We start from the raw sequence: 23,694 nt of genomic DNA on the forward strand, positions 1-23,694 counted from the left end.
CGTAAACTGCGCGTGGAAGTTGGCCTTTGGAACAAATATAATCGATTCTGCTCTTTACCTGGCGATAGGTTATCTACAGTGTTGTGGATAAGCACAAGATGTGGATAACTCGGGCTGCAATAATATGGCAATTCCTTATCTTGCATGGAGATCATCCTTACAAGAATCAAACCACAATTTAAATCTATGAGAAAACTATTTTCTGTGCGCTTTACCAATGGTTCCGTTAATTTTTCTTTACTTGTGATCCGCCTGGTTTTCGGTATCCTGCTGATGACCCATGGCTGGATGAAAATCGAGAATTTTAGCCAGATGTCGGGATCTTTCCCCGATCCATTTCACGTCACATCCAAAATTTCCTTGACCTTGGTCATTTTCGCTGAAGTATTTTGTGCCGGATTGGCCGTGATCGGACTTTTTACACGTTTAGCAGCAATCCCTGTAATTATTTGCATGTGCGTGATCGTTTTCATGATCCATGGCAATGATGCCGTTGCAAAACAAGAGCCAGGTATGATGTATTTGGCATCTTTCTTCGTATTATTGCTTTGCGGACCGGGCCGTTTCTCCTTGGATAGCCTGATCTGGAAATGATAATATTATAATTGTAGAACCATGTTTACGAGTACGACACGAATCAGGGTGCGGTATGGTGAGACCGACCAAATGGGTTATTTATATTACGGGAATTACGGTTTGTATTATGAAGTAGGCAGGGCGGAAGCTATACGCGAACTGGGCTTTACTTACCGCGAGTTAGAAGAGCAAGGCGTAATTATGCCGGTCGCCGAATTAAATGTTAAATATTTAAGACCAGCATTTTACGATGATTTGATCACCGTAAAAACAATTTTGAAAGAATTACCTTCCGCTTCTAAAATCCAGTTTCACAGCGAATTGTATAATGAAAAGGATGAATTGCTAAATGTCGGTGTGACTACACTCGTATTCGTTGATGCTACAACTAAGAAAAAAGTAGGTCTACCTCCTGCACTGAATGAACGGCTACTGCCTTATTTTAAATAACCTGCGGCGAATGCTGGGGGGCGATCACAAATGCGGGGGGCGATCGCGATCGCCCCCCAGCATTTATTTCAATTCATCTAGTAACCGCCACATTTTTTGTCTTGCTGTACCCGGCGATCCTACAAAATTATTTACTATAAAAGAGAATACATATTTGTGACCGTTCTTAGCCGTTGCATAACCCGTGTAGCTTCTCACGCCGTTGATATACCCGTCTTTCATCTTCAACTGGTTAATGGTTGGTAATGCATCGTAAAAAACATTGAACCAGGGTTCCTTTTGCGCAAGGAACATTACCTTGGCCAAACTTTCCGTTGTTATACGGTTGGCCGGGGAAAGTCCGCTTCCATCAAAAATATTCATGGAATTAGAATCGATACCTTCCATTTGCCATATCGAACGAAGCGCCGTAACGCCGTTCTTGGTGGAAACCGGCAAATGCTCTTCGTATGCTATCGTTTTAATCAGATGTTCCCCGAAAAGGTTGACGCTTTTTCTTAAGAACCAAAATATGATCTTGTCAAGCCCGGGGGAGGTGGTAATGTCAATAGTAGTGCCTTCAGCGGGAATCGCTTGTTGATTACGTCTTACCGTGGTAAATTCCCCGGTTACATCGATACCGCCTGATTTAAGTGCGGTTCTCAAACGGAATGCCGCATCTAATGCCGGGTCAGGCGTGGAGGCGGAGATGTCGAAGTTTCTTTCGTCTGCGCCGACGGTACCGCGCATATAAGCAATATTGCTGTACGGTGCAGAGTAAACGTAAGCATTATCCCCTGTTCCGTTGGCGCCGGTAGTTAATTCATTGACCAGTGTTAATTGAGGGATCCAGGGTTTCATCTGGATATACTCTACTTCTTTCCCGGTTTGTGTTGGTTTTAGTAAGATGTCGAACTGGTTTTCACGCCAGCTTAGCCCGCTTGGCCCGGCCCCGTAATAGTTGCCGATGTCTTGTACGATCCAGCCATCGGGAGTGGTTTGCGTATCGAAAAAACTATCATCGCCGATTATCCTGCCATTCACTTTTTTTATGCCGATGCCTTGTAAGGCAGCTGTCCATTTATCGAGTAATTTTTCTTCAATGGTTGATGACCAGCGCGGGCTAGCCAAACTTGGATCCCCGCCGCCTTTAATAATGATATCGCCATGCAAAGTTCCCGCGCTATCGATATGACCGGTATATTGTAGCCGGGTTTTATATTGATATCGTGGTCCCAGTTTTTTTAAAGCCGTTGCGGCGGTCAAAACTTTCAGGCAAGATGCTGGCGCCAGCGCTTGGTTTTCATTGACCTTGAATAATATTTTACCGCTATTGCCATCCAAAACGCAAATGGAATAGGAGGCGTATTTAAATTGATCATCTTGTACTAAGCTGTTAATGGCTTTCTGAAGTGTGCCTTCAATCTGTTGTGCCTGCATCGTTATACAGATACAACTCGACACAACGAGGGAAAGTATTTTTTTCATGCGACTAAATTAATAATGTGTTGGCAATTATTTCTCCTGTAAATTTGTTTATCGTTTATTTAAAAACCTTTCAGCGTGGAAAAAGTTACTGCCACTATAATTACGATCGGGGATGAACTCTTGATAGGACAGACTATTGATACAAATTCTGCCTGGATGGCGCAGCAATTGAACGCGGCAGGCATATGGGTACATCGCCGCGTGGCGATCGGGGATGATGCCAACGCGATCGCACAGGCTTTGGATGAGGAAAAATCGAAAACAAATATCATCTTGATCACCGGGGGATTAGGGCCGACAGCAGATGATATCACGAAACCTACCTTATGCAAGTATTTCGGCGGGAAGTTGGTAGAACATGCGCCCACGAAAGCCAGGTTGATTGAAATGATGCAGAAACGCGGGCTGGCAACCCTGGATAGAAATATGCAACAGGCCATGGTGCCGGATGTTTGCACGGTGATCGATAATTTAAGAGGTACGGCGCCGGGAATGTGGTTCGAACAAAACGGAAAAGTATTCGTATCGATGCCGGGCGTGCCCTTTGAAATGAAAGGATTGATGGAAGCATCGGTAATCCCGGCCTTGGTTGAGAAATTTCAACCCCCGGGACTATTACATAAAACATTGTTAACGGCAGGCATGGGAGAATCTTTTGTTGCGGAAAGACTGGTGGATTTCGAAGCACAATTGCCCGGGAATATCAAGTTGGCATATTTGCCTAGTTTCGGTGTTTTAAAATTGAGGTTAACGGCTAACGGCGTAGATAAAATCGCTGCTGAAAAAGAATTGGAAATACAATTTCATAAGCTTGCAGCTTTGGTGGAAGATATCATGGTGGCCGATGAAGATATATCCATGGCTGAAATCGTAGCGCAAATAATGCGGAAAGCAGGCGCCAGTATCGGTACGGCAGAAAGTTGTACCGGTGGCGGAATCGGCGCTGTAATTTCCTCGATTGCAGGCAGTAGCGATTATTTTAAAGGTGGTGTGACCAGTTATGCTAACGAGGTAAAGACGGGAATTTTAGGTGTACAGGAAAATACGTTAAAATTATATGGCGCAGTAAGCGAAGAAACGGCACTCGAAATGGTAAACGGGGCGTTAAAAGTATTACATACCGATTATGCCGTTGCGGTGACCGGTATTATGGGGCCGGGCGGTGGCTCAGATGATAAACCGGTAGGTACCGTCTGGATTGCCACGGCCAATAATAAGCGGGCTTACACGCGGAAATACGAATGGAGATACGATCGCAAAAGGAATACGGCATTGACGATTACGGCGGCGCTCGTACAATTGAAACGATTTGTTGAAGCAAAGCTGTAATTCCCGTGAAAATTGCGGCACCGTGCTGATATTAGGGCCGAAGCTGCGCGATTTAGGTGCAATTCCCTTATTTTTGTGACCCGCTAAACACTAAAACACTAAAACAAAAATTATGGCTATAGTCGAATTGGTGATGCCCAAGATGGGTGAAAGCATTATGGAAGCAACCATTCTGCGTTGGCATAAAAAGCCAGGAGATCCCGTAAAAGTGGATGATACCGTATTGGAAATTGCTACCGATAAAGTGGATAGCGAAGTTCCTTCTATAGCGGATGGTGAAATATCCGAAATCCTATTTAACGAGAACGATGTAGTGCCCGTTGGTACCGTCATTGCACGGATCAAAACAGAAAACGGCGCCGGCGCCGTTGCAAGCCCTGCTGCGCCCGAACCGCCAACAACGCAAGAAGCGCCGACTCCTGCCCCGGTAGCACAGGAAGCGCCCGTTACAGCTGCTCCTTTAAGTAGCAACGAACCCCGTTTTTATTCTCCGCTTGTTTTAACAATTGCACAACAGGAAGGTGTAAGTTTCTCTGAATTGGAAAAGATTCCGGGTTCAGGAAATGAAGGCCGTGTAACGAAAAAAGATATCTTGCAATACGTGGCGGATAAGAAAGCCGGGAAAGTGGCTCCCGCCGCTACAGCGCCCGTTTCAGCTCCAATAGAAAATACAACTGCCCAGGCGCCTGCGAAAGCAGCTAACCCCGAAAGCCGTTCTTACGGGGGCAATGTCGAGATCATCGAAATGGATCGCATGCGCAAGTTGATCGCGGATCATATGGTGAAAAGCAAGCAAGTGAGCCCGCACGTAAGTAGCTTCGCGGAAGCGGACGTTACTAACATGGTAAACTGGAGAAACCGTGTGAAGGGTACTTTCGAAAAACGCGAAGGGGAGAAGATCACTTTCATGCCCCTGTTCATCGAAGCAATCGTGAAATGCATAAAGAAATACCCGTTGGTGAATTGCTCTATCGATGGCGATAAGATCATTATCAAGAAAGATATTAATATCGGCATGGCAACAGCTTTACCAAGTGGTAACCTGATCGTTCCCGTTATTAAGAACGCAGATATGCTGAACTTGGTCGGGTTAACCAAACAGGTAAATAGCTTGGCTACCGCTGCCAGGAACAATAAATTGAAGCCCGATGATACCCAGAATGGTACCTTCACCATTACAAATGTCGGTACTTTCGGCAGCTTGGGCGGCACACCGATCATCAACCAACCCCAAGTAGCGATCTTGGCTGTTGGCGCGATTAAAAAACGGCCGGTAGTGATCGAGACACCGCAAGGCGACTCTATAGCGATCCGTCATATGATGTACCTTTCTATGAGCTACGATCACCGTATTGTGGATGGTTCCATCGGGGCATCATTCTTGAGTGCAGTGGCTGCGGAATTGGAGAATTTTGATCCGGAACGCGGGCTATAATCCGCGTGATGGGTTCACGATAGGCTGGGGATGGGTTGTGGCCCATCCCTGTAGAGCAAAAATAAACGCGCCGGCGAATTTTCACCGGCGCGTTTATTTTTTCGAATAAATGGTGATTAGTAACGACGTGGACCATATCCTCCACCACGGCTATTACCACCACCTCTAAAATTATTATTCGGTTGCTTGGGTCTAGCTTCGTTTACTGTTAATTGTTTACCATCCACCTCGCTGCCATTCAGATTTTCCAGAGCTTTTAATCCTTCTTCTTCGTTAGGCATTTCCACGAAACCGAAACCGCGGGAACGGCCAGTTTCATGATCTTTGATGATCTTAGCTGAGGTTACTTGTCCGAATTCGCTGAAGAGCTGGTGAAGGTCTTCATCGTTCAACCTGTAGTTCAGGTTGGCTACGTAGATGTTCATGAGAATGAAAGTTAAAAAATGAGATAATATTGAACTTAGTAAATATACCGCAAAAACAGATTCACCCCTAATATATTTTAGCATGTCATATAACTACCAGGTCGCCAATAATTTAAATACCTCCCGGTGGCGGGCAAGGCAGGAATTTTGAAATGGGGAAGTTGCTTATTTTTTTGTATATTAATAGAGCCCATTAAACCTGTAATTATGCGTCAACTCAGTCATACTTGGTTTGCAGACGGATATATTGATTTCGAATTGAAGAAATACACCCTCCTGGCTTATTTACAAGCTATAAATGAACATTTCAACCAGGTGAAATTATACCCTTCTTTATCTGACCTCGTTTTTCATTTTAATAACCTGGTCGCAATCAAAGAACATAAACATTGGATGCAACAGCAATTTCCCAAAAAACTTTCCGGGGTTGACCTGGAAAAGGTCCAGCTATTGTATGAAAGGATTGTGAATGATGATGAAATGATGGCTGAACTGGAAGATATTATAGAATATGCTATTGCCGAGATGGAAGGCACGATCCAGGAAGGTACCGGTATTTACGATTTTATTGAAGAACATCTTGGCGTTGAACCGGTAGGTATCATGCCGCTAAAGATGGATGAAGGGTTTATGTTGCTGCGAGATGGGCGCCACCGAGGCACCCTCGTATACCAGTACCGGGTAACATTGTTCGAACGGCACGACGAGCAGTACCGGGGGATTCATATGGATTACCGCTATCATTTCAAGAAAAGCTTTAGCAATACAAGGGAGCAAATAAAATATGAGCTAATTAAAAAGCATCAATGGGATTTCCCGAACCCTGCCGTCTTTTGTATTGAAACTGACCTGGTGGTGCCAGTAAGGGAAACATTATTACCCATTGCTAAAAGGTCGCTGGTAAAGTATATTTCGACGCATGCGGCTTAAGGCAGCGTAATCTTATCCATTTTTTCATCATCGAAACGAACGGTAACCTTTATGTTTAAAGGACTGTAATAATTTTCTAGTATGCCCTTGATTTTTTTCTTGGATTGGTCGGTATAAATTTTATTGCCGGCCAGCTGTTGCCGGGATTGTTGGTATAATTTCTTTTGTACTTCCGTGTACGTTTCATCATCTGAAAACGTGAACCAACCCTTCCTGGCGGATGCTTCCATTTCGTTGAGCCTTAGCTCGTAGGAGAGTAATTTGGGTGCCGGTAACTCGATGGTAATACCCTCGCCTTCTTTAAAATGGAGCTTAAAATTCTTGTCGTCCAAGTCAACTCCATACTTGGCTATATAGGGTACGTTCACCCAAACGGTATTTTCAGCGAATGTTTTTTTCAGATTATCGGTCCAGTCCCCTGAATTTTCAATATTACTCCGCTTTATACTGGCAGTTCCCCGCACTTCGAGGGTGGCCAATTCTGCGATCTCCTTAACAACGAAACTATTGGAAACTACCTGTTGCGTTACGGTCTTGCTTCCGTATCTCTTGCCCAATGCGAAAACCGCGATTAAAATAAACAGGATGACAATCCAAGCTAATATTTTCTTCATAATATTGGTGGTAATCTGCTTTCCAATATAAGAAAATTTTATGATGGCTTCTGTTCGTATGTTAGGCTCGCGATTAAAGTTGCATGTTCGGGAAATTGTGACTGTAAACGGTTCCGTTCTGCCATTTCAAAATCCTGGAAATCAAACCCGGGAGATACCGTGCAGCCTACTAAACTATACCCGCCCGGTTCTGCCACCTTGGCTGCGAACCAGCTACCCGCCGGTATTACAACTTGGAATTGGCAACCTTGACTTGCTGCATTTCCCAGCTTATGTAAAATAAAGGTACCGTCAACTTGAATCTCGTAAATATGCAGGGGCACACCATCATAAAAATGCCACATCTCATCGGATCGGATGCGGTGAAAGGCGGAAAATTGCCCCGCCTCAAGCAAAAAATAAATTGCTGTGGAAGCATGCCGTGTACCGCGATCGGTTGGTATTTCAATAGCAGCACGGTAAGTTTCTTTGAAGGCCCCGCCTTCAGGATGAGGTAACAAGCCTAAAGTAGATTTCCAGTATTGGGCTGACTTAGTCATTTTGAATTTGATTTTTATAAATGCTGGGTCTATGAATTTGCATGAAAATTTCAGGGTTGGGCACCGCCGTAAATCCAAATTGTTTGTATAAACCATGTGCATCCCGGGTGGCTAACATAATTCTTCTCAAGCCCTTCATATCCGGATGTTCCAAGATAGCTTTCATCATGAATTTAGACAGTCCTTTTCCCCTGTAACCAGGAATAACAAATACATCTGCCAAATATGCAAAGGTGGCTCTATCGGTAACCATCCTGGCAAAGCCCAGCTGCTGCCCACCGCCATGATATAAACCAAAACATAAAGAATGTTCCACAGATTTAGCTATAACTTCTACCGGGATATTTTCAGCCCAATAGGTACCAGACAATACCTTGTAAATCAATTCTAAATCCAGCAAATCCTTATCGGTACTCAGCTTAAACCCATCAGACAAAACTTCATACACATCCATAACTATTTTTCAACGAAAATAAATCTTTTAATAAGTATCTCCATCCCAAAAACAAAGCCAAGCAAAAATCAGTGCAATTCATAAATCCCAAATAATTGCTGGAAGCTAAATATAATTAAGCCGGCTCCAAAAATGAAGCCGGCTCAATATTGATAAAGTGTCCTTATTGAAAGGATCAGCTAGCAGCAGCAGGGTACAATGATTGTGCTACTTGCTGAATCTTCCTGAAAGAAATCTGCATTGTCGGTTTTCGATCTTTTTGCGTTGCTAGAATATTTTTATTGGAACCGAAATAATAAAAATCTTTTACGAATTGCGAAGGACTGCTATAGCCATTTTGGGCCAATACATGGCGCCATGCCGGCGTATGCAGCTTATGCACCTGCTGCATCGTTGCGGTAAACCGCGTAATCCTGCAATACATTTGAGGGGTAAGACCGGTAACTTCCATGAACTGTCTTTCCAATGTATGCCGGGAAGTTTTGAAATATTTAGCCATGGCATCCCAGTCTATTACCGTTTTCTGCATCTCCATATAATGAATCATGCTATCAACTTCTTTTAAATAGCAGGTATGGTATTGCATTTTTTGTATCAAGCTGCTATCCATCAAGCGGATCATTTCGTCGAATGATCTTGCCGAGGATATTGAATCGCATATATTTTGCCAAAAGTTAAAATCTATCTTCAGCAGGTCCCTGTAATAATTAACAACGGTATCCATGCTCAGACCTAGGAGGCGATAAGCGCCGTAAGTGTTCAAGCGCACCACGAATGCTTTTACCGGGCCGCTAACTTTCGTGGTTTGTTTGCAACTGAACGGTCCTACTACGGACGCCTTCGGTAGTTCAAACGGTACGTGCTCGCAGGGCTGGCATGTAATGGAACCGGAAAGTATAAATACGAGCGATTGTTCACCGAGGGTAAACAACTTATGATGGTGGGACAGCTCATCCCAGCTTTCCATCTCAACATAAGTATATTGCTGTACATAAGGTCGCAATGACAATTGAGCAAGTTTTGACTGGCTTTTCATAGGTGCAAGGCATTAATATGAAGCAATAGGATAGTTTCGGTTTTCTAAATTTATAGTAAATATACAATATTATTCACATATAAATCGTTTTGCATGAAAATTTTTAAATAGCCGGGGCGATAAATTTTGATCTGTTTATAATTGCTTGAAAATCAATAGGCGGCTGAAAATGAATTTCAGCCGCCTATCGAAAAGTTATATCATACTTGTTATTTCACGGTATCCCAACCCCAATCGATCCCTTTTTCTGTTGCGGGAACACCGTATTTTATCCATTCAACGTTCGGTCCGCCCTTGAGGTAATAATCAAAGAACTGTTGTTCCCGCCGCTGTATATCTTTCCGGTTCTGACGCATCATCAGGTTATGTTCATCATTGTTGTAGTTCAACAACCAAGTAGGTTTCCCCAGTCTTCTCAAACCGGTAAACATCTCGATACCTTGGTACCAAGGTACAGCGCCATCACCATCGTTTGCCATGATAACTACGGGCGTTTCAACATTTGGCAAATGGAATAAGGGTGAGTTGGCAATATATGCTTCCTGGTCTTCCCAGAGTGTTGCCCCGATCCTTGATTGACCTAATTCATATTGGAACTGACGGTTCATCCCGCTTCCCCAGCGGATTCCGCCATATGCACTGGTCATATTGGCAACTGGGGCGCCCGACCATGCTGCTTTAAACAAATTGGTGCGGGTTATTAAATAAGCTACCTGGTAACCGCCCCAGCTTTGACCTTGTATGCCCATATTTTTACCATCGATATAGGGCAATTTGGTTAAACTCTCTGCCCCGCTCACGATATAATCGTAAGCGCTTTCTCCCGGCTGCCCCTTCTCGTAAGTGATGTCCGGTGCGAAAACAATATAGCCGCGGCTTACGAAAAATGATATGTTTAAGCGTGATGGAGTGGGAGCAGGAGCTTGGTAATTATATAGCCCGTCCGACAATTTCTCGTAGAAATAAAGTAGTACAGGGTACTTTTTACCCGGGTTAAAGTCTTCCGGTTTGTATAATATCCCCGTACTTTTATGTCCTTTAAAAGTTGTCCAGGTATAGAGTTCGGCTGTACCCCAATTATAATTTGCCTGTTGTGGGTTGATCTGGCTATACTGGGTGGCATCCGCGATATCTTTTCCCCCGAAAACATTCGGAGACATTTCGTAGGTGCTCTTCGTGAAGGTGAAATAAGAAGCATTTTTTGCCTTCCGTAAAGAGCGGTAGGCAAAGGGAGCCATTATCACTTCTTGCAAAGCTTTCTTACGGCGCGCATTGTAAGTAAAATAACCACTGTATTTAGATGTATCATTAAATGCTTCCAAGTACCAGGTATCCTTAGTGCTAACGAAATATTGCTCCGGATCTAAGCGCTCGTAACGCAAGCGGGTTTTATGCGAGCGCCCGTATCCGCCTGTAATCATAAATGGCGCCTTGCCGGCTTTGGGGTCAACTTGCCAAATGTCGTATTGATCATAAATGAAAACGGACTGGTCATCTTCAGACCAGCAAGCGATACCATAGGCGCGCGGGGCGTCCGGAACATCATTCTCAACATCGTATAAAGGTTGCGGTATCTCTTTCGTGATTACACGTGTAGTTTGACTAGCAATTTCATAAGCATTCCATTGCTTTGTATTTTGGTCGTACCAGGTAATGTATTTGCCTGAAGGAGAAATTTCACCGTAGGAATCCAGGTTGTCAACGATCAAGGTTTTAGCGCCCGTTTCCGTGTTTACGGCATATAATTTCTTCAAAGTACTACCGGTCCATTGCATGCGGATGCGGTTACCCTTATCTGTAAAGCCCAAGGCGTAAGTAGCATTTTTATCCTGTGTCAAACGGATATTTTCCAGGTCCCCGTCGGATAGTTGCAGGTACTTATTTGAAGCGGGGTAATATACCGCCGTGTAGGTACGTTTAAGCTCCCGGTCCAAATTCTTCAGTTGCATCGGTTGTAAATAATCGTCCTGGTAATGCCAGATATCAACTTTGGCAACTTCAAAATCCACGATGCTAGTATCTTTCGGTGGACGAATAGGCGCTGTTCCGAAGAATAATTTAGAACCGTCATCACTAAAACTAATTCTCCCGTTTTCTGAAACGCCCCAGCCCCGGGGTATTCCAGGGGAAGCATTAGTTACAACGGTTTCAGCGCTATCGAGTTTAGGCTGGTAATATTTCAGTTCGTAGAAGTGTTGTAAAGCCTTGCTGCTGTCCCTTGAAACAACGAATGCGACTTGTTCTCCTCGTTTATCGAAATTGAATTGTTTATACATGCCATCACCGTAGCTGATAAATTTGGTATCGCGTTTATCTACCATCCAGATCGCTAACCCTACGGCGGAAAGGGAATCCTTTTTAGTTTTCTCCTTGACGATCAACAAGGAACTTCCCGGCCTGTTAAACTCGTAATGACTCACTCCTTCCAGCGTGTCAGCAAACTTCTGATCGAATTTCCGGATGATTAAACTCCCTTCATCATTATCTTTCCCACCGCGTGGCGGTGCAAAATAAGGAGCCGCCGCATCACTTTTTTCAGCTTCATTTCCAGTTGTTTTCTTTTTATGGGTAGTATCTTTTTGCGGATGTCTTTGGTAAGCAAATACATCCCCGCCTTCTTCGGCTACCGCGTATGATTTCACATCCGCTATACGTTCCACGATTCCTGAAGCTAAGTTGAGTACAACTAGGCTGTCGTGCGGCATTTCATTAGGCTTTTTCTTATCGATCTTAGCTTGCCGGAGATCCTTGAAATGCGGCTTTACCGAACAAACCATGTATTGGTTATTAAATGAAAAATTCCCATTGTAACCGCGATCTACCAAGTAGGTTGTTTGATCCTTTGTACTTTTAATAACAAGCTGGTCATCCCCTTCTTGGACATCTATATTGTATAAAATCCAATGCCCGTCGGTACTAATTTTCTGTTGACCGATGTTTTGCCAGCCGTCGTAAACAGAATGGTCCAGCGGTTTTTTAGATTGTGCTAAAATTGACATCGGGGCGGCTACCATCAAGCAGCTCAGCCAATTAATGTATTTCTTCATGGTTTAGATGTTATCGTATTTTGGTTGACTTGCCCCTAAGTTAATGAATCTGGGGACTTCTAGGTTAAAATTGGGATGAATGAGCTACTTGACGGATGAACAAGCGTTGGGCTGCGTTTTTAGGGTTAATATTCCGGTGCAACCATGGAAATAAAAGTAGGAGAGGGCTATCCGCCGGATGAAATGCAGTATAGGTTCATCAGGTGTTGTTAGAAATTTGATCGATTATTACCAGTAAATAAAGAAGGAAATATAAGTTTTGACATTTGGGTGTAATAAGTATTTAAATTGATATGTCAATTTAATGATCTTCACAATAATTAATTTATAACTGAAAATCATTATTGTCCGACTAAATTTTCAACGAAAAAATTATCATCGCCTTAAAAGTTCGATTCAATGTTCATCTGCTCGTTTCTTGTACTTTTTTGCTTACCCAAAAAACGAGTACCAAAAAAAGACACAAATTGGCCATCAAGGCCGCTAATTTGATCGCTCAATACAACTTTTGTACTACTGTATAGCCCAGCTACCCTTCGCTATTAACAGTGCGAGGTTCGACGGTTTTGTTGGCGGGGCTGAATAGATCACCCTTCGCTTATGTCCTTGACCAGGTAAGGAATCCAAGTAAATTTAATGCAATTTTAGCCGGACAACAATGACCGAAAATATTTGCCTGGTCATTATAATTACTGTACTTCTTATAAATAATTACCAGTATGAATGACTTTCTAAAAAAAATATCATATCAATAATTACTGTAGCACAATTAGTTAGTTCAATATTTTTTATAATCCGTATAAATGTGAATAATAATATTTTGAATTTTAAAACGTATTAGATACATTTATAAAGATAGCTTACAATATCTCAACATTTAAAACCTACAAATCATCCATGAAACAATTGCTATTCTTTATGTTTGGCATAGCTATGCTATTGTCATGTCAAAAAAACCAAGCTATTTTAGATGCAGGCTCAGCAGGACAGTTATCGAACCTCGATGCATCAGTCATGTCGGCAACCAGTACTGAAATTCCGTTGTATGGAAACGCTTATTTTACCTATAAAGCATCGGGAGCATACGAAGTTATTACTTCCTCGAACGGCTTGGCCAATTGGACCAGTGCAAGCACGATAACCAGTATCGATGTGGCAGTTCCTTATGCTGGCAACCTCGATCTTAAGCTGATCTTGAAAGTTGCACCGGATGGAAATAATAGCGTCATCAAGGTTACCGTCGATGGTGTTTCTCAAAATGTTGCTATCTCGGGTGGCACATTTCATGAAGTCACCGTGGGTAGCTTTAGCATATCATCTCCCAAAACGGTTCGCATCGACTTTCAAGGTGTATCCAAAACCGGGGGCTATTACGCTGACCTGTCCCACATCATCGTTGATGGATCCGCGATGAATGGTAGCTCCGGGCCATCTTATGAAGTGGCGCTTGCCGGGAATGCTTTCATTACAACTTTACCGGGTGGCGCCAGCGAGTTAATAGGCTCTAATGGCTTGGCTAACTGGACCAACGGCGGGGCCATTGCCAGTGCTTATGTGAGGGTAAATGATACGGGTAAGCTAAGCCTTAGCCTCCGAGCTAAAGTTGCCCCTTCCGGGAATAGTAGCGTGGTAAAAGTTACGGTTAACGGCACAAGCCAAAACCTAAATATGAGTGGATCCAGTTACCAGGATTATTACGTAGGGGAATTTGATATTGATACGCCGGGTTATGTCAGGGTTGACTTGCAAGGGGTATCTAAAACGGGATCTTATTTCGGGGATGTATCGCATATCATCGTGGGTGGCTCGGCTGTAGCTAACGGCGTGGTATATTCTGATGATCCGGATTATTATTACTGGGCTCGCCGCGGACCTTCTTGCCATCTTGGCTATACCTTACCGACTTCTTCAGATGTGTCATATTATTATTGCGAGCTGGAAGTGCCGAGCGGGCAAGACCCAATCGGCTCCTATTTTATGGCCGATGGTTTCTCCCAAGGTTATTTCGGTATGCAGGTTAATTCAGCCAGTGAAAGGAGAATATTATTCTCCGTATGGAGCCCGTATAGCACGGATGATCCTTCATCCATCCCGGAAGATTATAAAATTACTTTGAACCGTAAAGGTACAGGTGTGACCGTAGGGGAGTTTGGCAATGAAGGTGCGGGGGGACAAAGTTACCTCGTTTATAACTGGTCGTCTGCAACGACTTATAAATTCTTATTGAAAGGCGTTCCCGATGGGACAGGTAAAACAGATTTCACAGCTTGGTTTTATGCTCCGTCGCCCGGTTCTTGGCAGTTGATAGCGAGTTTTAAACGGCCGTATACGAATACCTATCTCAAGGGATTCCATAGCTTCTTGGAGAATTTCTCGCCTGATAATGGTTACCATGGCAGAACGGCAAATTATAAGAATCAATGGGTTTATACAGCGGCAGGTTCATGGATGAAGGTTAATGCTGCAAAGTTCACCGTAGATGGGACTTATTCCGCAAATCAAAGAATAGACGCGATGGGTGGAACCAATAGTTACGGTTATTTCTTGCAAAACGGCGGGTTCTTTAATACCATCGTAGCGCCTAATACCGTATTAAATTATACGAATACCGCCAGTGCACCGGTTATCAATTTTAGTACTTTGCCTTAAATCATAGTTTTTAATTATAGTTCAAATGGCATTCACAAGGATATAAAAATTCTTTGGATGCCATTTGCTGTTAATGTTAACCGGGATAAGACGTTAGAATTTTTTTTACCAGGTCAATATTATTGATAATACTGCAAAATTTTCAGAAATTCGTTTCCCAGGGTATATATTGAAATTGTTAATCGCAATGAAATAGTCACCGTGTTATTATTCTATTAAATTACTAATTATGTCAAATGTTGGATTGATAATTGAGGAAAGACCCCGTAGCATAGGCAACTTCATGGTAGGGAGATTATTACCGTTCCAGGGAAAACGGATGGTAGGGCCCTATATTTTTATTGACCACATGGGGCCCGCGGCGATGAGCAACCATGAAAATTTTGATGTACCTCCGCATCCGCACATAGGTTTGTCTACTTTAACCTATCTTTTCGAAGGTAGTATCATGCATAAAGACAGCCTGGGTACAGAGATGGAAATTCAACCCGGGGCGGTCAATTGGATGACGGCGGGCAAAGGTATCGTGCATTCAGAACGAACGCCGGAATACTTGCGGCATTCTGATAAATCCATCCATGGTTTACAAATTTGGGTGGCATTACCTAAGGATATAGAGGATATGGATCCCACTTTTCACCATGTTGAAGCAACTAAAATTCCGTATTGGGAAGAAGGGGATGTGACTTTCCGGCTAATAGCAGGGGAGGTGCTGGGGCATGTTTCCCCCGTACCAACTTATAGCCCGCAATTTTTCTTGGAAATACACAGTCTTTCGAAGCAAGAAATTAATATTGGCCACGGCTTATTTGGTGAAGCTGGGATGTATATTTTGCAAGGCTCCGTTGAAAGTGATGGAAATATTTACGAACCGAAACATATCCTGGTAGCAAAAGATGCATCGTTGTGCAGTTTTACAATGGAAGCTAATACCACGGTTTTCATTTTCGGTGGTGAGGCATTTCCGGAAGAGCGGTTCATTTATTGGAATTTTGTTTCCTCTAGTAAGGATAAAATTGAAGCGGCTAAAGAAAGATGGCAACGGCAAGGTTTCGGACAAGTGCCCGGTGAAACAGGCTTTGTTCCGTTACCGGAAGATAAATCAAGACCCGCATCGTCTAACTCCTAATATAAAGATTATGAAAGCAGAATACTTGGAATTACCACTAGTTAAAAATGACGAAACCCACAGGTTTGAATTGACTGTCAGCGGGCATACCGCTTTTATCGACTTCAAGGAACGGCATGGTAAAATATGGTTGATCCATACCGAATCCCCTGAACAATTACAAGGTAAGGGAGTTGCCACGGCCTTGATCGAAAAAACATTGGATTACCTGGAAGCCAACCGCTTCGAGATGATTCCTTTATGCCCATTAGTCGTAGCCTATTTGCAGAAACATCCCGAATGGAACCGTATCGTTGCCGCGGGACATAGCAATTAATAATGCATGTTTTACGATTTACACGGTGTTAAAAGTGGAATAACACGAAACTTGGGAAGATAATACCACCCGGAAGGTCGAAAGCGGGGAATGAATACTATTTTCATTAACGGTCGTATTGAAACCTGGAAAAGCAGTAGTACATAAGCTTGGTCGCGCGATCAAACAAGCGACCGTAATAGCCAATTCAGCTCCTTTCTTCGTAGCTATCTCCGGGGGAACAGAGAAGTTAACATGTATACAAACTAATAAAAGGGAGCACGTATTTAAAAAATATCCTCGCAGTTAATTTTAAGACCAGGGTTTCGCGTACTATTTGCTGAATACCTGGAAAAATTAATAAAGAATATTTTATCTTGGTTCATGGAAGAAAATAGTTGTTAGCATATTTACAATTCCTGTTTACCTTGGTAAAATATCTTTACAAATCTATTATACAAATCAGCACGTTTATGAAAAAAAAGATACTATTTGCCCTATTATTCCCGGTCCTCATGGCTTGTCAACAACCGGATAAGCCCGTGGAAGAAAATACTAAGACTGGAATTGAAGGAACTTGGAAACTTGTGTCCAGCAAGTTGATAAAAGAAAATGATACCACCATTACATACCCGGTTGCCGGGCAACAACGGAAGATCATCAAGATATTTAACGGTTCGCATTTTGCCTTCTTCCAACATGACCTTAGCAAGGGGACGGATTCTACCAACGCCTTTTTTGCAGCAGGTAGCGGGACCTATAGTTTGGATGGGACCGATTACAAGGAGCATTTGGAGTTTTGCAACGCAAGGGGCTGGGAAAATAACGATTTCACATTTACATTAACCCGGAGCAATGATACACTCATGCAAAAAGGAGTTGAGAAGATTGACTCGCTCGATGTTTACCATGAAATTGTGGAGATTTACGTGAAGGAATAGCAACTTTTATATGCCGATCATAAACGGCCCGGTTGCAAGAAAAGATACGGGAATCGGTTATACCGGCTTGTTTAATTGGCTACTCCTGCCAAGCTATCTTTCCTGCTTTGCCTGGCAACTCTCAACATTTGTAATATTACCGATAATGCGATCAGCGCTAAGCCCGCATAAAAACCTTTATGTAAATATTTGCCTTCATTAAATAGGATAAAGGCCAGCAGGATGCTATACAAAGGTTCCAGGTTAAAGCACAGGTTCACGGTGAAGGGAGAAATTTTCTTCAATGCTTCCATGGATAATTGATACATCAATATCGTACAGCACCAAGCCAGTATGATAAGGAAAGTAGTATCCTGGATGCTGGGAGTCAATTTAACACCCGGGAAAAGCCAAAGGTATAAGGGCATCAAGATCGTTAATCCTGCGAACCCGGCGCCCAACTCGTAAAATGTAATTGCCTTGGTGTCAAAACGGGCTACCCAGCGCTTATTATACACGGTAAATAACGCGGCAAACATCGCGGAAATGATGCCGAGGATAATACCTGTACGGTATTGCGTATCGAAATGGAAGATCAATAATATACCTGACAATGTTAGCAGGCTTAAAAGCAGCTCTATTTTATCGAAAGCCTTCCTGTTTATAATAGGGTCAAATAGCGCCGTGAATAGGCTAGTTAATGAAAAACAAACAACACCGATCGAAACATTAGCATACTTGATACTCCCGTAAAAAAACAACCAGTGTAGCATCACGATACAACCTGTTAAGGCCACCGGCATAACTTCTTTCCTGGGTATCCTGGGTAAAGAGCCTTTCCAGCGGTATAATAAATACATGCTCACCACGGTAATCAGCAACCTGTACCAAACCAAGACTCCTTCGCTTAGGTTGATCAGTTTCCCGAAAACTCCTGTAAAGCCTGCCAGGAAAACGGAAAGGTGTAATTGTAGAAATGCCTTTTTCATGCAAAATCAATTGATCTCGTATTAAAAAAGTGCTTCCAACTTGCCGGGGCAATATGTTGAAAGCACTTTAATATGCTGATACCTTTAGCGGGTATATATCGTGCTGTTGTTATTTCTTTGTTTTACCTGGATATTTGCCAGATAAACTTTGCAGCTGAATTTTTAAGACGCCCAGGATACCTTCCTTGATAATCCCCTTGTTCATCTTGGAGTAGCCTTCTTTCCTATCCACGAAGGTAATGGGTACTTCTTGAATTTTAAAACCTAATTTCCAAGCCGTGAACTTCATTTCTATTTGGAAAGCATAACCGACGAACTGGATCGCATCCAAGTTAATGGCTTTGAGCACTTTGTTAGTATAACATACGAATCCTGCCGTTGCATCCTTTACAGGCATCCAGGTCACAGTTCTAACATAAATCGATGCGCCGTAAGACAGTACTGCCCGGTCCCAGGGCCAGTTTTCTGTTTTACCTCCTTTCACATACCTGGAACCGACGGAAAGATCTGCGCCACCTACTTTGCAAGCATTGTACAAGCGTGGTAAATCATTGGGATTGTGCGAGAAATCGGCATCCATCTCGAAGATGTATTGGTAATCCCTTGCCAGTGCCCATTTAAAACCGTGAATATAAGCTGTACCTAAACCAAGTTTCCCGCTTCTCTCCTCGATGAAAAGTTGATCGGGGTATTGGTGCTGCATTTCCTTTACTATTTGTCCTGTCCCGTCCGGTGAGCCATCGTCAACGATGAGCACATGAAAACCTTGCTGCAATTGAAATACTGCTTCAATAATTTTCCGGACATTATCCTTTTCGTTATAAGTAGGTATGATGACGAGCTTTTCCAATCGATTGGGTCATTTATGAAACCGCGAAATTAGCACATTTTCACGGCAAGTTAGTATCTTTTAAAAAAACATTATTATTTTTTTAACATCATACTGTGGTAGATTTCCGTGAGTTTCTGCTTGGTGTTTAGAGGGAAATCGGCTTTCATCATCCAATCGTAATACTGGGGTTCAACTTTCAAAACATCCCTTACCGCGCGACCTTTATATTTACCGAAATTGAACGTTTCAACACCGTTTTGGAAGATAATCCTCCTCGCGAAATCGACGTAATCATCTTCCTTGGTAAATTTTGCCAAGGCATCAACATCGCGGCCTAAAATTTCGTAACGCAACAATTGCGCTTCCAAGATTTCATAAGTAGCACTAGCATCCGCTTCCGCGCTGTGAGCGTTAGTCAATTCTTTCTCGCAATAAAATTTATAAGCGGCCCCTAAAGTTCTTTTTTCCATTTGGTGGAAAATCTTCTGCACGTCAACAAATTTACGGCTACCCACTTCAAAATCGAGGTTGGCGCGTAAAAACTCTTCTACCAGCATCGGAATATCGAAGCGGTTGGAGTTGTAACCGGCGATATCGCAATTATCGAGGAATTGTCTCAACTCGTTAGCCATTTGCTTGAATGTAGGCGCATCCGAAACATCTTCATCCTTGATGCCATGTATGGCTGTCGAAGAAGGAGGGATGGGCATCCCCGGATTAATCCTTTTTACTTTGGATTGAGAACTTTTGTCGGGAAATACCTTCACGATCGCAATCTCAATAATCCTGTCGGTCGCAACATTCGTACCGGTTGTTTCCAAGTCAATAAAGGCTAAGGGCCTTGTCAGTTGTAATGCACACATAATTTTATCGATATAAATGTCGCCGGCGAAAACCGGGTCAGCCAATTATAAATATTTTTTCAAGGTTTGAAAATCTAGTCCATCGTATGTTCCGGAGCTCATCATCAAGAGATTCGCCTGTTCATAATGTTGTTGATCAAGGAAAGCTTGAAGCGCAGCGGGCTGATTTATCACCACTAAATCTTCCCTGCCGAAACCGCCGCGGATAGTGGCCGGGTCTAAATCCGGCATCCTCTTGATCTCCAGCGCATGGCTACTGTAATACACTACGGCAATATTTGCAGCATCCATAGCGTGGAGGTATTCCCGCATGAAATCTGCGTTCAGGCTGCTATAAGTGTGCAATTCCAATACGGCTATCAGCTTGCGTCCCGGGAATTGCAGTTTTACTGCCGCGATCGTTGCTTTAACCTTCGAAGGGGCATGGGCAAAATCGCGGTAGATCGCTGTTTGATCATTTTTACCGATTAACTCCATCCTTTTGGCAGCTCCTTTGAAGCTTTGCATGGCAGAAAGAAATGCTGCTTCCCCTATACCCAATTGTTTGCAGGCCAGCATGGCCGCGTGAAGGTTGAGTAAATTATGATCTCCAAAAACCTGCAAAGGTACGGTATGCTCACTGAAAGTTACGCTTGTAATACCTTGATCTACCCGGTGAACCGGGATGTTATAAGGTATTTTTTGCAAGTGTTGCGCTTCATTTACCACTATTTCTTGCAGCACGGGATCCGTTTCATTGTAAATTAAGATGGCTCCCGGTTCCATTGTCCTAATAAATATAGCAAATTGTTCCTTGTAATTTTCGAAGGTGGGAAATACGTTAATATGATCCCAAGCAACGCCCGTCAAAATTGCGACCTGCGGGTGCAAAAAATGGAATTTGGGCCGTTTTTCTATAGCGGATGCAGGGTATTCATCGCCCTCGCAAACAATTATAGGGGCCCCGGTTACCTGCACGGATTGTTCGAACCCGTCCAATTTGGCGCCCACCAGGTAGTCAAAAGCGGTACCACTTACCTGCAAGGCATGCATAATCATGCTGGTTGTAGTGGTTTTACCATGGCTACCACCTACGATTACCCTTTTTTTATCCTTGCTTTCTTGGTAGATGTAAGCGGGGAAGGAGTATATTTTTAGGCCTAATTCTTGCGCTTTTTGTAATTCGGGATTGTCGGCACGGGCATGCATCCCCAGTATTACGGCGTCCAAATCGGGCGTAATATTGCCGGGATTCCAGCCCATTTGAGCGGGAAGTATGCCCTCTTTGTTTAGGTTGCCAAGCGCCGGTTCGAAGATTTCATCGTCGCTACCACTTACCTGGTAACCTTTTTTCTTCAAAGCAATGGCTAATTGGTGCATTACGCTCCCGCCAATTGCAATAAAATGTACTTTTGCCATATATTCGAACTATTGGAGGCTTACGCCAACATAGTGTTGTTTTTTTTAATATATTGGTTATCTTTGCAAAATAACATCACAAAAAATGAATGGCAAAGTTTAATCATGCTTGTGATGAAAAAAATCGTTCTTAAATTAAAGTAAAATTTTATGAAATTGAACCAACGCTTTTTGCTTGTTGCGGTATTATTAGTGGGATTAGTTGCTGTTATGGGTTCTTGTGCATCCTCCAGGCAAATGGGTTGTCCTAGCAAAATCACGCAATCTCAAACCATTCAAGATCATCATTGCTAGCGTATGGAATGGCATGAGCTGAATGCAGAGGCCGGGTTAACATCCTTACAAGCGCGCTCTTACGAGCTGCCTGTATTGATTTACAAGCACAGTACCCGTTGTAGTATTAGCAGCATGGTTTTAAACCGCATGGAACGCTCTGCTACAACTGTTTCCATTGAATTTTATTTCCTGGACTTGATCCGTTACAGGAACCTCTCGGACTTTATCGCGGCTAAATTTAATGTTCCGCATGAATCGCCCCAGGTTTTGCTGATTAAAAACGGGGAGTGTATTTATTCGGAAAGTCATTTCGCGATCAGCATGGACGAGATAGAATCCGTTGCCACCCAATCTTAAATTCATTCAACCAGTATCTTCGCTTACGGGCAAAACCTATGAAAAACCACTAGTTGCGAAACATGTTTCCGCGACCGGGGGGATTTTTTGTTGGAATGTACCGCTTTGTCGTAAATTTGAAGGATGGAAATGAAACATAGAATTGTTGTGGCGATCACGGGGGCAAGCGGCTCTATATACGCGAGGCAGGTATTGCAAAAATTATCGGTGCTAAAAGATCAAATTGACCAGGTTTCCGTGGTCATGACGACGAATGCCCGTACCGTTTGGGAAACCGAATTAGGTGATGCTTCTTATAATGACCATCCCTTCAAGATTTATTCCCAACAAGATTTTCATGCACCTTTCGCTTCCGGTTCCGGATTGTATAATACGATGATTATTTGTCCATGTTCGATGGGAACGCTCGGAAGGATCGCGCAGGGCATTTCCAATGATTTAATTACCAGGGCGGCCGATGTAATCCTGAAAGAGCGCCGTAAACTGGTTTGCGTAGCCAGGGAAACGCCTTACAGTTTAATTCATATCAAGAATATGCAGGCGCTCACGGAAGCGGGCGGTATCGTATGCCCGGCAACGCCTTCTTTTTACAGCAAGCCGGCAACGATAGAAGAAGTGGCTGCGACGGTTACTGACCGTGTCATTGACCTGGCCGGGTTATCTCAAAAAACATTCCGCTGGGGGAATGAATCTTAACTTTTCCTTATCTTGTGTTATCATGAAAATTGCGATTATTAACGGGCCTAATTTGAACTTGTTAGGGAAAAGAGAACCCGGAATTTACGGGAATGAAAGTTTTGAAGAATATTATAAAGCACTGCAGGCAAAATATCCCGCCGTGGAATTTTCATATTTTCAAAGTAACGTGGAAGGGGAGCTCATCAACCAATTACACCAAGTAGGCTTCGAAGTTGACGGCATCCTGATTAATGCCGGCGCTTATACGCATACTTCCGTTGCAATTAGGGACGCTATTGCCGGTATTAAATCCCCTGTTGTGGAAATACATATCTCTAATGTTTATGCAAGGGAGAGCTTCAGGCATACTTCTTTGATAGCGCCGAAATGTGTGGGCGGAATCTTCGGTTTGGGAATGAAGGGGTACGAGCTTGGATTACAATATTTCTTACCCTGATGAAAAAATGATTTGTTGCATATATGGAAAAGATTGGGTAAGATGCTCAATCTTTTTTTATTCTTTAATAAATTGAAAGCCGCTGAATTCAGCGGCTTTCAATTTATTATTATAACAAGTTCATCAGTTAATTCGAGCTGCTGCTCGAATTATATATTTTAATTCATTATTGTCCGACTAAATTTTAACCGGGGAGCAATTTGATTCCTCAATAGTTCGATTCAATGTTCATCTGCCCGTTTCTTGTACTTTTTTGCTTGCCCAAAAAAGGTACCCAAAAAGGGCACAAATTGGCCATTACGGCCGCCAATTTGATCGCTCGATCCAGCATTTGTACTACTGTATTGCTCAGCTGCCGTTCGCTATCAACGGTGCGAAGTTCCACGGTTTTGTTGGCGGGGCTGAATAGATCATCCTTCGCTTATGTCCTTGACCAAGTAAGGAATCCAAGTAAATTTAATGCAATTTTAGTCGGACAACAATGATTTAAATTCATCATTTAATTCGAGCAACAGCTCTCTAAATATTTAAATTCATTAGTTAATTCGA

At 43.0% G+C, this 23,694-nt stretch carries 23 protein-coding genes; 12 read left to right on the forward strand and 11 right to left on the reverse strand.

The genetic code is table 11. The features are described from left to right. The first annotated feature begins 186 nt into the window (after positions 1 to 186). Positions 187 to 594: a DoxX family protein gene (locus tag COR50_RS12825; RefSeq protein ID WP_157760817.1), complete on the forward strand. Its 408-nt coding sequence runs from the start codon at positions 187 to 189 to the stop codon at positions 592 to 594. A gap of 21 nt (positions 595 to 615) precedes the next feature. Beyond that, positions 616 to 1,026, forward strand: a complete 411-nt coding sequence (locus COR50_RS12830) for an acyl-CoA thioesterase (protein ID WP_098194357.1) — start codon at positions 616 to 618, stop codon at positions 1,024 to 1,026. 63 nt (positions 1,027 to 1,089) lie between these two features. Here COR50_RS12830 and dacB read toward each other — a convergent pair whose 3' ends face one another. After that, positions 1,090 to 2,493: a D-alanyl-D-alanine carboxypeptidase/D-alanyl-D-alanine endopeptidase gene (dacB, locus tag COR50_RS12835; protein ID WP_098194358.1), complete on the reverse strand. Its 1,404-nt coding sequence runs from the start codon at positions 2,491 to 2,493 to the stop codon at positions 1,090 to 1,092. Between the two features lie 75 nt (positions 2,494 to 2,568). Between dacB and COR50_RS12840 the strand changes: the two genes are divergently transcribed. Then, on the forward strand, positions 2,569 to 3,822 hold the full coding sequence (locus COR50_RS12840) for a CinA family nicotinamide mononucleotide deamidase-related protein (protein ID WP_098194359.1): 1,254 nt from the start codon (positions 2,569 to 2,571) through the stop codon (positions 3,820 to 3,822). 112 nt (positions 3,823 to 3,934) lie between these two features. Continuing rightward, positions 3,935 to 5,257, forward strand: a complete 1,323-nt coding sequence (locus COR50_RS12845; RefSeq protein ID WP_098194360.1) for a dihydrolipoamide acetyltransferase family protein — start codon at positions 3,935 to 3,937, stop codon at positions 5,255 to 5,257. A gap of 116 nt (positions 5,258 to 5,373) precedes the next feature. On the opposite strand, the gene COR50_RS12850 is transcribed toward COR50_RS12845, so the two are convergent. Next, positions 5,374 to 5,682 (reverse strand): RNA recognition motif domain-containing protein, encoded by a 309-nt coding sequence (locus tag COR50_RS12850; RefSeq protein WP_098194361.1) that lies wholly within the window; start codon positions 5,680 to 5,682, stop codon positions 5,374 to 5,376. A gap of 207 nt (positions 5,683 to 5,889) precedes the next feature. Between COR50_RS12850 and COR50_RS12855 the strand changes: the two genes are divergently transcribed. Then, a complete protein-coding gene (locus COR50_RS12855) occupies positions 5,890 to 6,612 on the forward strand; it encodes a hypothetical protein (RefSeq protein ID WP_098194362.1) in 723 nt (240 codons plus the stop codon). On the opposite strand, the gene COR50_RS12860 is transcribed toward COR50_RS12855, so the two are convergent. The 5 genes from COR50_RS12860 to COR50_RS12880 form a co-directional block, all read right to left on the reverse strand. Continuing rightward, positions 6,609 to 7,226: a DUF4230 domain-containing protein gene (locus COR50_RS12860; protein ID WP_098194363.1), complete on the reverse strand. Its 618-nt coding sequence runs from the start codon at positions 7,224 to 7,226 to the stop codon at positions 6,609 to 6,611. The two genes, COR50_RS12855 and COR50_RS12860, sit on opposite strands and share 4 nt — an antisense overlap. Before the next feature lie 38 nt (positions 7,227 to 7,264). Next, complete coding sequence (locus COR50_RS12865; protein WP_098194364.1) at positions 7,265 to 7,765, reverse strand: cupin domain-containing protein; 501 nt, start codon at positions 7,763 to 7,765, stop codon at positions 7,265 to 7,267. Then, positions 7,758 to 8,219, reverse strand: a complete 462-nt coding sequence (locus COR50_RS12870) for a GNAT family N-acetyltransferase (protein ID WP_098194365.1) — start codon at positions 8,217 to 8,219, stop codon at positions 7,758 to 7,760. Before COR50_RS12870 ends, COR50_RS12865 begins: the two co-directional genes overlap by 8 nt. A 175-nt stretch (positions 8,220 to 8,394) precedes the next feature. Continuing rightward, positions 8,395 to 9,255, reverse strand: coding sequence for a helix-turn-helix domain-containing protein (locus tag COR50_RS12875; RefSeq protein WP_098194366.1), 861 nt, complete (start codon positions 9,253 to 9,255; stop codon positions 8,395 to 8,397). A 209-nt stretch (positions 9,256 to 9,464) separates the two neighbouring features. Continuing rightward, complete coding sequence (locus COR50_RS12880; protein WP_232516164.1) at positions 9,465 to 12,302, reverse strand: alpha/beta hydrolase family protein; 2,838 nt, start codon at positions 12,300 to 12,302, stop codon at positions 9,465 to 9,467. Between the two features lie 897 nt (positions 12,303 to 13,199). Between COR50_RS12880 and COR50_RS12885 the strand changes: the two genes are divergently transcribed. The 4 genes from COR50_RS12885 to COR50_RS12900 all read left to right on the forward strand — a co-directional run bounded on the left by COR50_RS12885 (position 13,200) and on the right by COR50_RS12900 (position 17,316). Further along, positions 13,200 to 14,951 (forward strand): DUF3472 domain-containing protein, encoded by a 1,752-nt coding sequence (locus COR50_RS12885; RefSeq protein ID WP_098194367.1) that lies wholly within the window; start codon positions 13,200 to 13,202, stop codon positions 14,949 to 14,951. A 229-nt stretch (positions 14,952 to 15,180) separates the two neighbouring features. Continuing rightward, a complete protein-coding gene (locus COR50_RS12890) occupies positions 15,181 to 16,080 on the forward strand; it encodes a pirin family protein (protein ID WP_098194368.1) in 900 nt (299 codons plus the stop codon). Positions 16,081 to 16,090: 10 nt separating this feature from the next. Then, a complete protein-coding gene (locus COR50_RS12895; protein WP_098194369.1) occupies positions 16,091 to 16,396 on the forward strand; it encodes a GNAT family N-acetyltransferase in 306 nt (101 codons plus the stop codon). A gap of 452 nt (positions 16,397 to 16,848) precedes the next feature. After that, positions 16,849 to 17,316 carry a lipocalin-like domain-containing protein gene (locus tag COR50_RS12900; RefSeq protein WP_098196221.1) on the forward strand — a complete coding sequence of 156 codons (468 nt, stop codon included), beginning with the start codon at positions 16,849 to 16,851 and terminating at the stop codon, positions 17,314 to 17,316. 71 nt (positions 17,317 to 17,387) lie between these two features. Here the strand turns inward: COR50_RS12900 and COR50_RS12905 are convergent, their stop codons facing one another. The 4 genes from COR50_RS12905 to COR50_RS12920 all read right to left on the reverse strand — a co-directional run bounded on the left by COR50_RS12905 (position 17,388) and on the right by COR50_RS12920 (position 21,377). After that, entirely contained in the window at positions 17,388 to 18,284 is an 897-nt protein-coding gene (locus tag COR50_RS12905; RefSeq protein WP_098194370.1) for a DMT family transporter, read from the reverse strand. Between the two features lie 109 nt (positions 18,285 to 18,393). Then, on the reverse strand, positions 18,394 to 19,134 hold the full coding sequence (locus tag COR50_RS12910) for a polyprenol monophosphomannose synthase (protein ID WP_098194371.1): 741 nt from the start codon (positions 19,132 to 19,134) through the stop codon (positions 18,394 to 18,396). A 74-nt stretch (positions 19,135 to 19,208) separates the two neighbouring features. Further along, a complete protein-coding gene (locus COR50_RS12915; protein WP_098196222.1) occupies positions 19,209 to 19,979 on the reverse strand; it encodes a 3'-5' exonuclease in 771 nt (256 codons plus the stop codon). 45 nt (positions 19,980 to 20,024) lie between these two features. Further along, on the reverse strand, positions 20,025 to 21,377 hold the full coding sequence (locus COR50_RS12920; protein ID WP_098194372.1) for a UDP-N-acetylmuramate--L-alanine ligase: 1,353 nt from the start codon (positions 21,375 to 21,377) through the stop codon (positions 20,025 to 20,027). Positions 21,378 to 21,674: 297 nt separating this feature from the next. Here COR50_RS12920 and ytxJ point away from each other — a divergent pair, with 297 nt between their 5' ends. The 3 genes from ytxJ to aroQ all read left to right on the forward strand — a co-directional run bounded on the left by ytxJ (position 21,675) and on the right by aroQ (position 23,145). Next, the gene (gene ytxJ / locus COR50_RS12925; protein WP_098194373.1) at positions 21,675 to 22,010 is read left to right on the forward strand and encodes a bacillithiol system redox-active protein YtxJ; all 336 of its coding nucleotides are present in this window, start codon (positions 21,675 to 21,677) and stop codon (positions 22,008 to 22,010) included. 129 nt (positions 22,011 to 22,139) lie between these two features. After that, the gene (locus tag COR50_RS12930) at positions 22,140 to 22,706 is read left to right on the forward strand and encodes a UbiX family flavin prenyltransferase (protein WP_098196223.1); all 567 of its coding nucleotides are present in this window, start codon (positions 22,140 to 22,142) and stop codon (positions 22,704 to 22,706) included. Positions 22,707 to 22,728: 22 nt separating this feature from the next. After that, positions 22,729 to 23,145, forward strand: a complete 417-nt coding sequence (gene aroQ, locus COR50_RS12935) for a type II 3-dehydroquinate dehydratase (RefSeq protein WP_098196224.1) — start codon at positions 22,729 to 22,731, stop codon at positions 23,143 to 23,145. Positions 23,146 to 23,694 lie beyond the last annotated feature (549 nt).

The organism is Chitinophaga caeni (assembly GCF_002557795.1).
GTDB classification, from domain to species: domain Bacteria; phylum Bacteroidota; class Bacteroidia; order Chitinophagales; family Chitinophagaceae; genus Chitinophaga; species Chitinophaga caeni.

Coding starts and splice junctions, on each gene's coding strand:
- COR50_RS12825 (WP_157760817.1), top strand. CDS start 187: ATGAGAAAACTATTTTCTGTGCGCTTTACCAATGGTTCCGTTAATTTT.
- COR50_RS12830 (WP_098194357.1), top strand. CDS start 616: ATGTTTACGAGTACGACACGAATCAGGGTGCGGTATGGTGAGACCGAC.
- dacB (WP_098194358.1), bottom strand. CDS start 2,493: ATGAAAAAAATACTTTCCCTCGTTGTGTCGAGTTGTATCTGTATAACG.
- COR50_RS12845 (WP_098194360.1), top strand. CDS start 3,935: ATGGCTATAGTCGAATTGGTGATGCCCAAGATGGGTGAAAGCATTATG.
- COR50_RS12850 (WP_098194361.1), bottom strand. CDS start 5,682: ATGAACATCTACGTAGCCAACCTGAACTACAGGTTGAACGATGAAGAC.
- COR50_RS12855 (WP_098194362.1), top strand. CDS start 5,890: ATGCGTCAACTCAGTCATACTTGGTTTGCAGACGGATATATTGATTTC.
- COR50_RS12860 (WP_098194363.1), bottom strand. CDS start 7,226: ATGAAGAAAATATTAGCTTGGATTGTCATCCTGTTTATTTTAATCGCG.
- COR50_RS12865 (WP_098194364.1), bottom strand. CDS start 7,765: ATGACTAAGTCAGCCCAATACTGGAAATCTACTTTAGGCTTGTTACCT.
- COR50_RS12870 (WP_098194365.1), bottom strand. CDS start 8,219: ATGGATGTGTATGAAGTTTTGTCTGATGGGTTTAAGCTGAGTACCGAT.
- COR50_RS12875 (WP_098194366.1), bottom strand. CDS start 9,255: ATGAAAAGCCAGTCAAAACTTGCTCAATTGTCATTGCGACCTTATGTA.
- COR50_RS12880 (WP_232516164.1), bottom strand. CDS start 12,302: ATGAAGAAATACATTAATTGGCTGAGCTGCTTGATGGTAGCCGCCCCG.
- COR50_RS12885 (WP_098194367.1), top strand. CDS start 13,200: ATGAAACAATTGCTATTCTTTATGTTTGGCATAGCTATGCTATTGTCA.
- COR50_RS12890 (WP_098194368.1), top strand. CDS start 15,181: ATGTCAAATGTTGGATTGATAATTGAGGAAAGACCCCGTAGCATAGGC.
- COR50_RS12895 (WP_098194369.1), top strand. CDS start 16,091: ATGAAAGCAGAATACTTGGAATTACCACTAGTTAAAAATGACGAAACC.
- COR50_RS12900 (WP_098196221.1), top strand. CDS start 16,849: ATGAAAAAAAAGATACTATTTGCCCTATTATTCCCGGTCCTCATGGCT.
- COR50_RS12905 (WP_098194370.1), bottom strand. CDS start 18,284: ATGAAAAAGGCATTTCTACAATTACACCTTTCCGTTTTCCTGGCAGGC.
- COR50_RS12915 (WP_098196222.1), bottom strand. CDS start 19,979: ATGTGTGCATTACAACTGACAAGGCCCTTAGCCTTTATTGACTTGGAA.
- COR50_RS12920 (WP_098194372.1), bottom strand. CDS start 21,377: ATGGCAAAAGTACATTTTATTGCAATTGGCGGGAGCGTAATGCACCAA.
- ytxJ (WP_098194373.1), top strand. CDS start 21,675: ATGGAATGGCATGAGCTGAATGCAGAGGCCGGGTTAACATCCTTACAA.
- COR50_RS12930 (WP_098196223.1), top strand. CDS start 22,140: ATGAAACATAGAATTGTTGTGGCGATCACGGGGGCAAGCGGCTCTATA.
- aroQ (WP_098196224.1), top strand. CDS start 22,729: ATGAAAATTGCGATTATTAACGGGCCTAATTTGAACTTGTTAGGGAAA.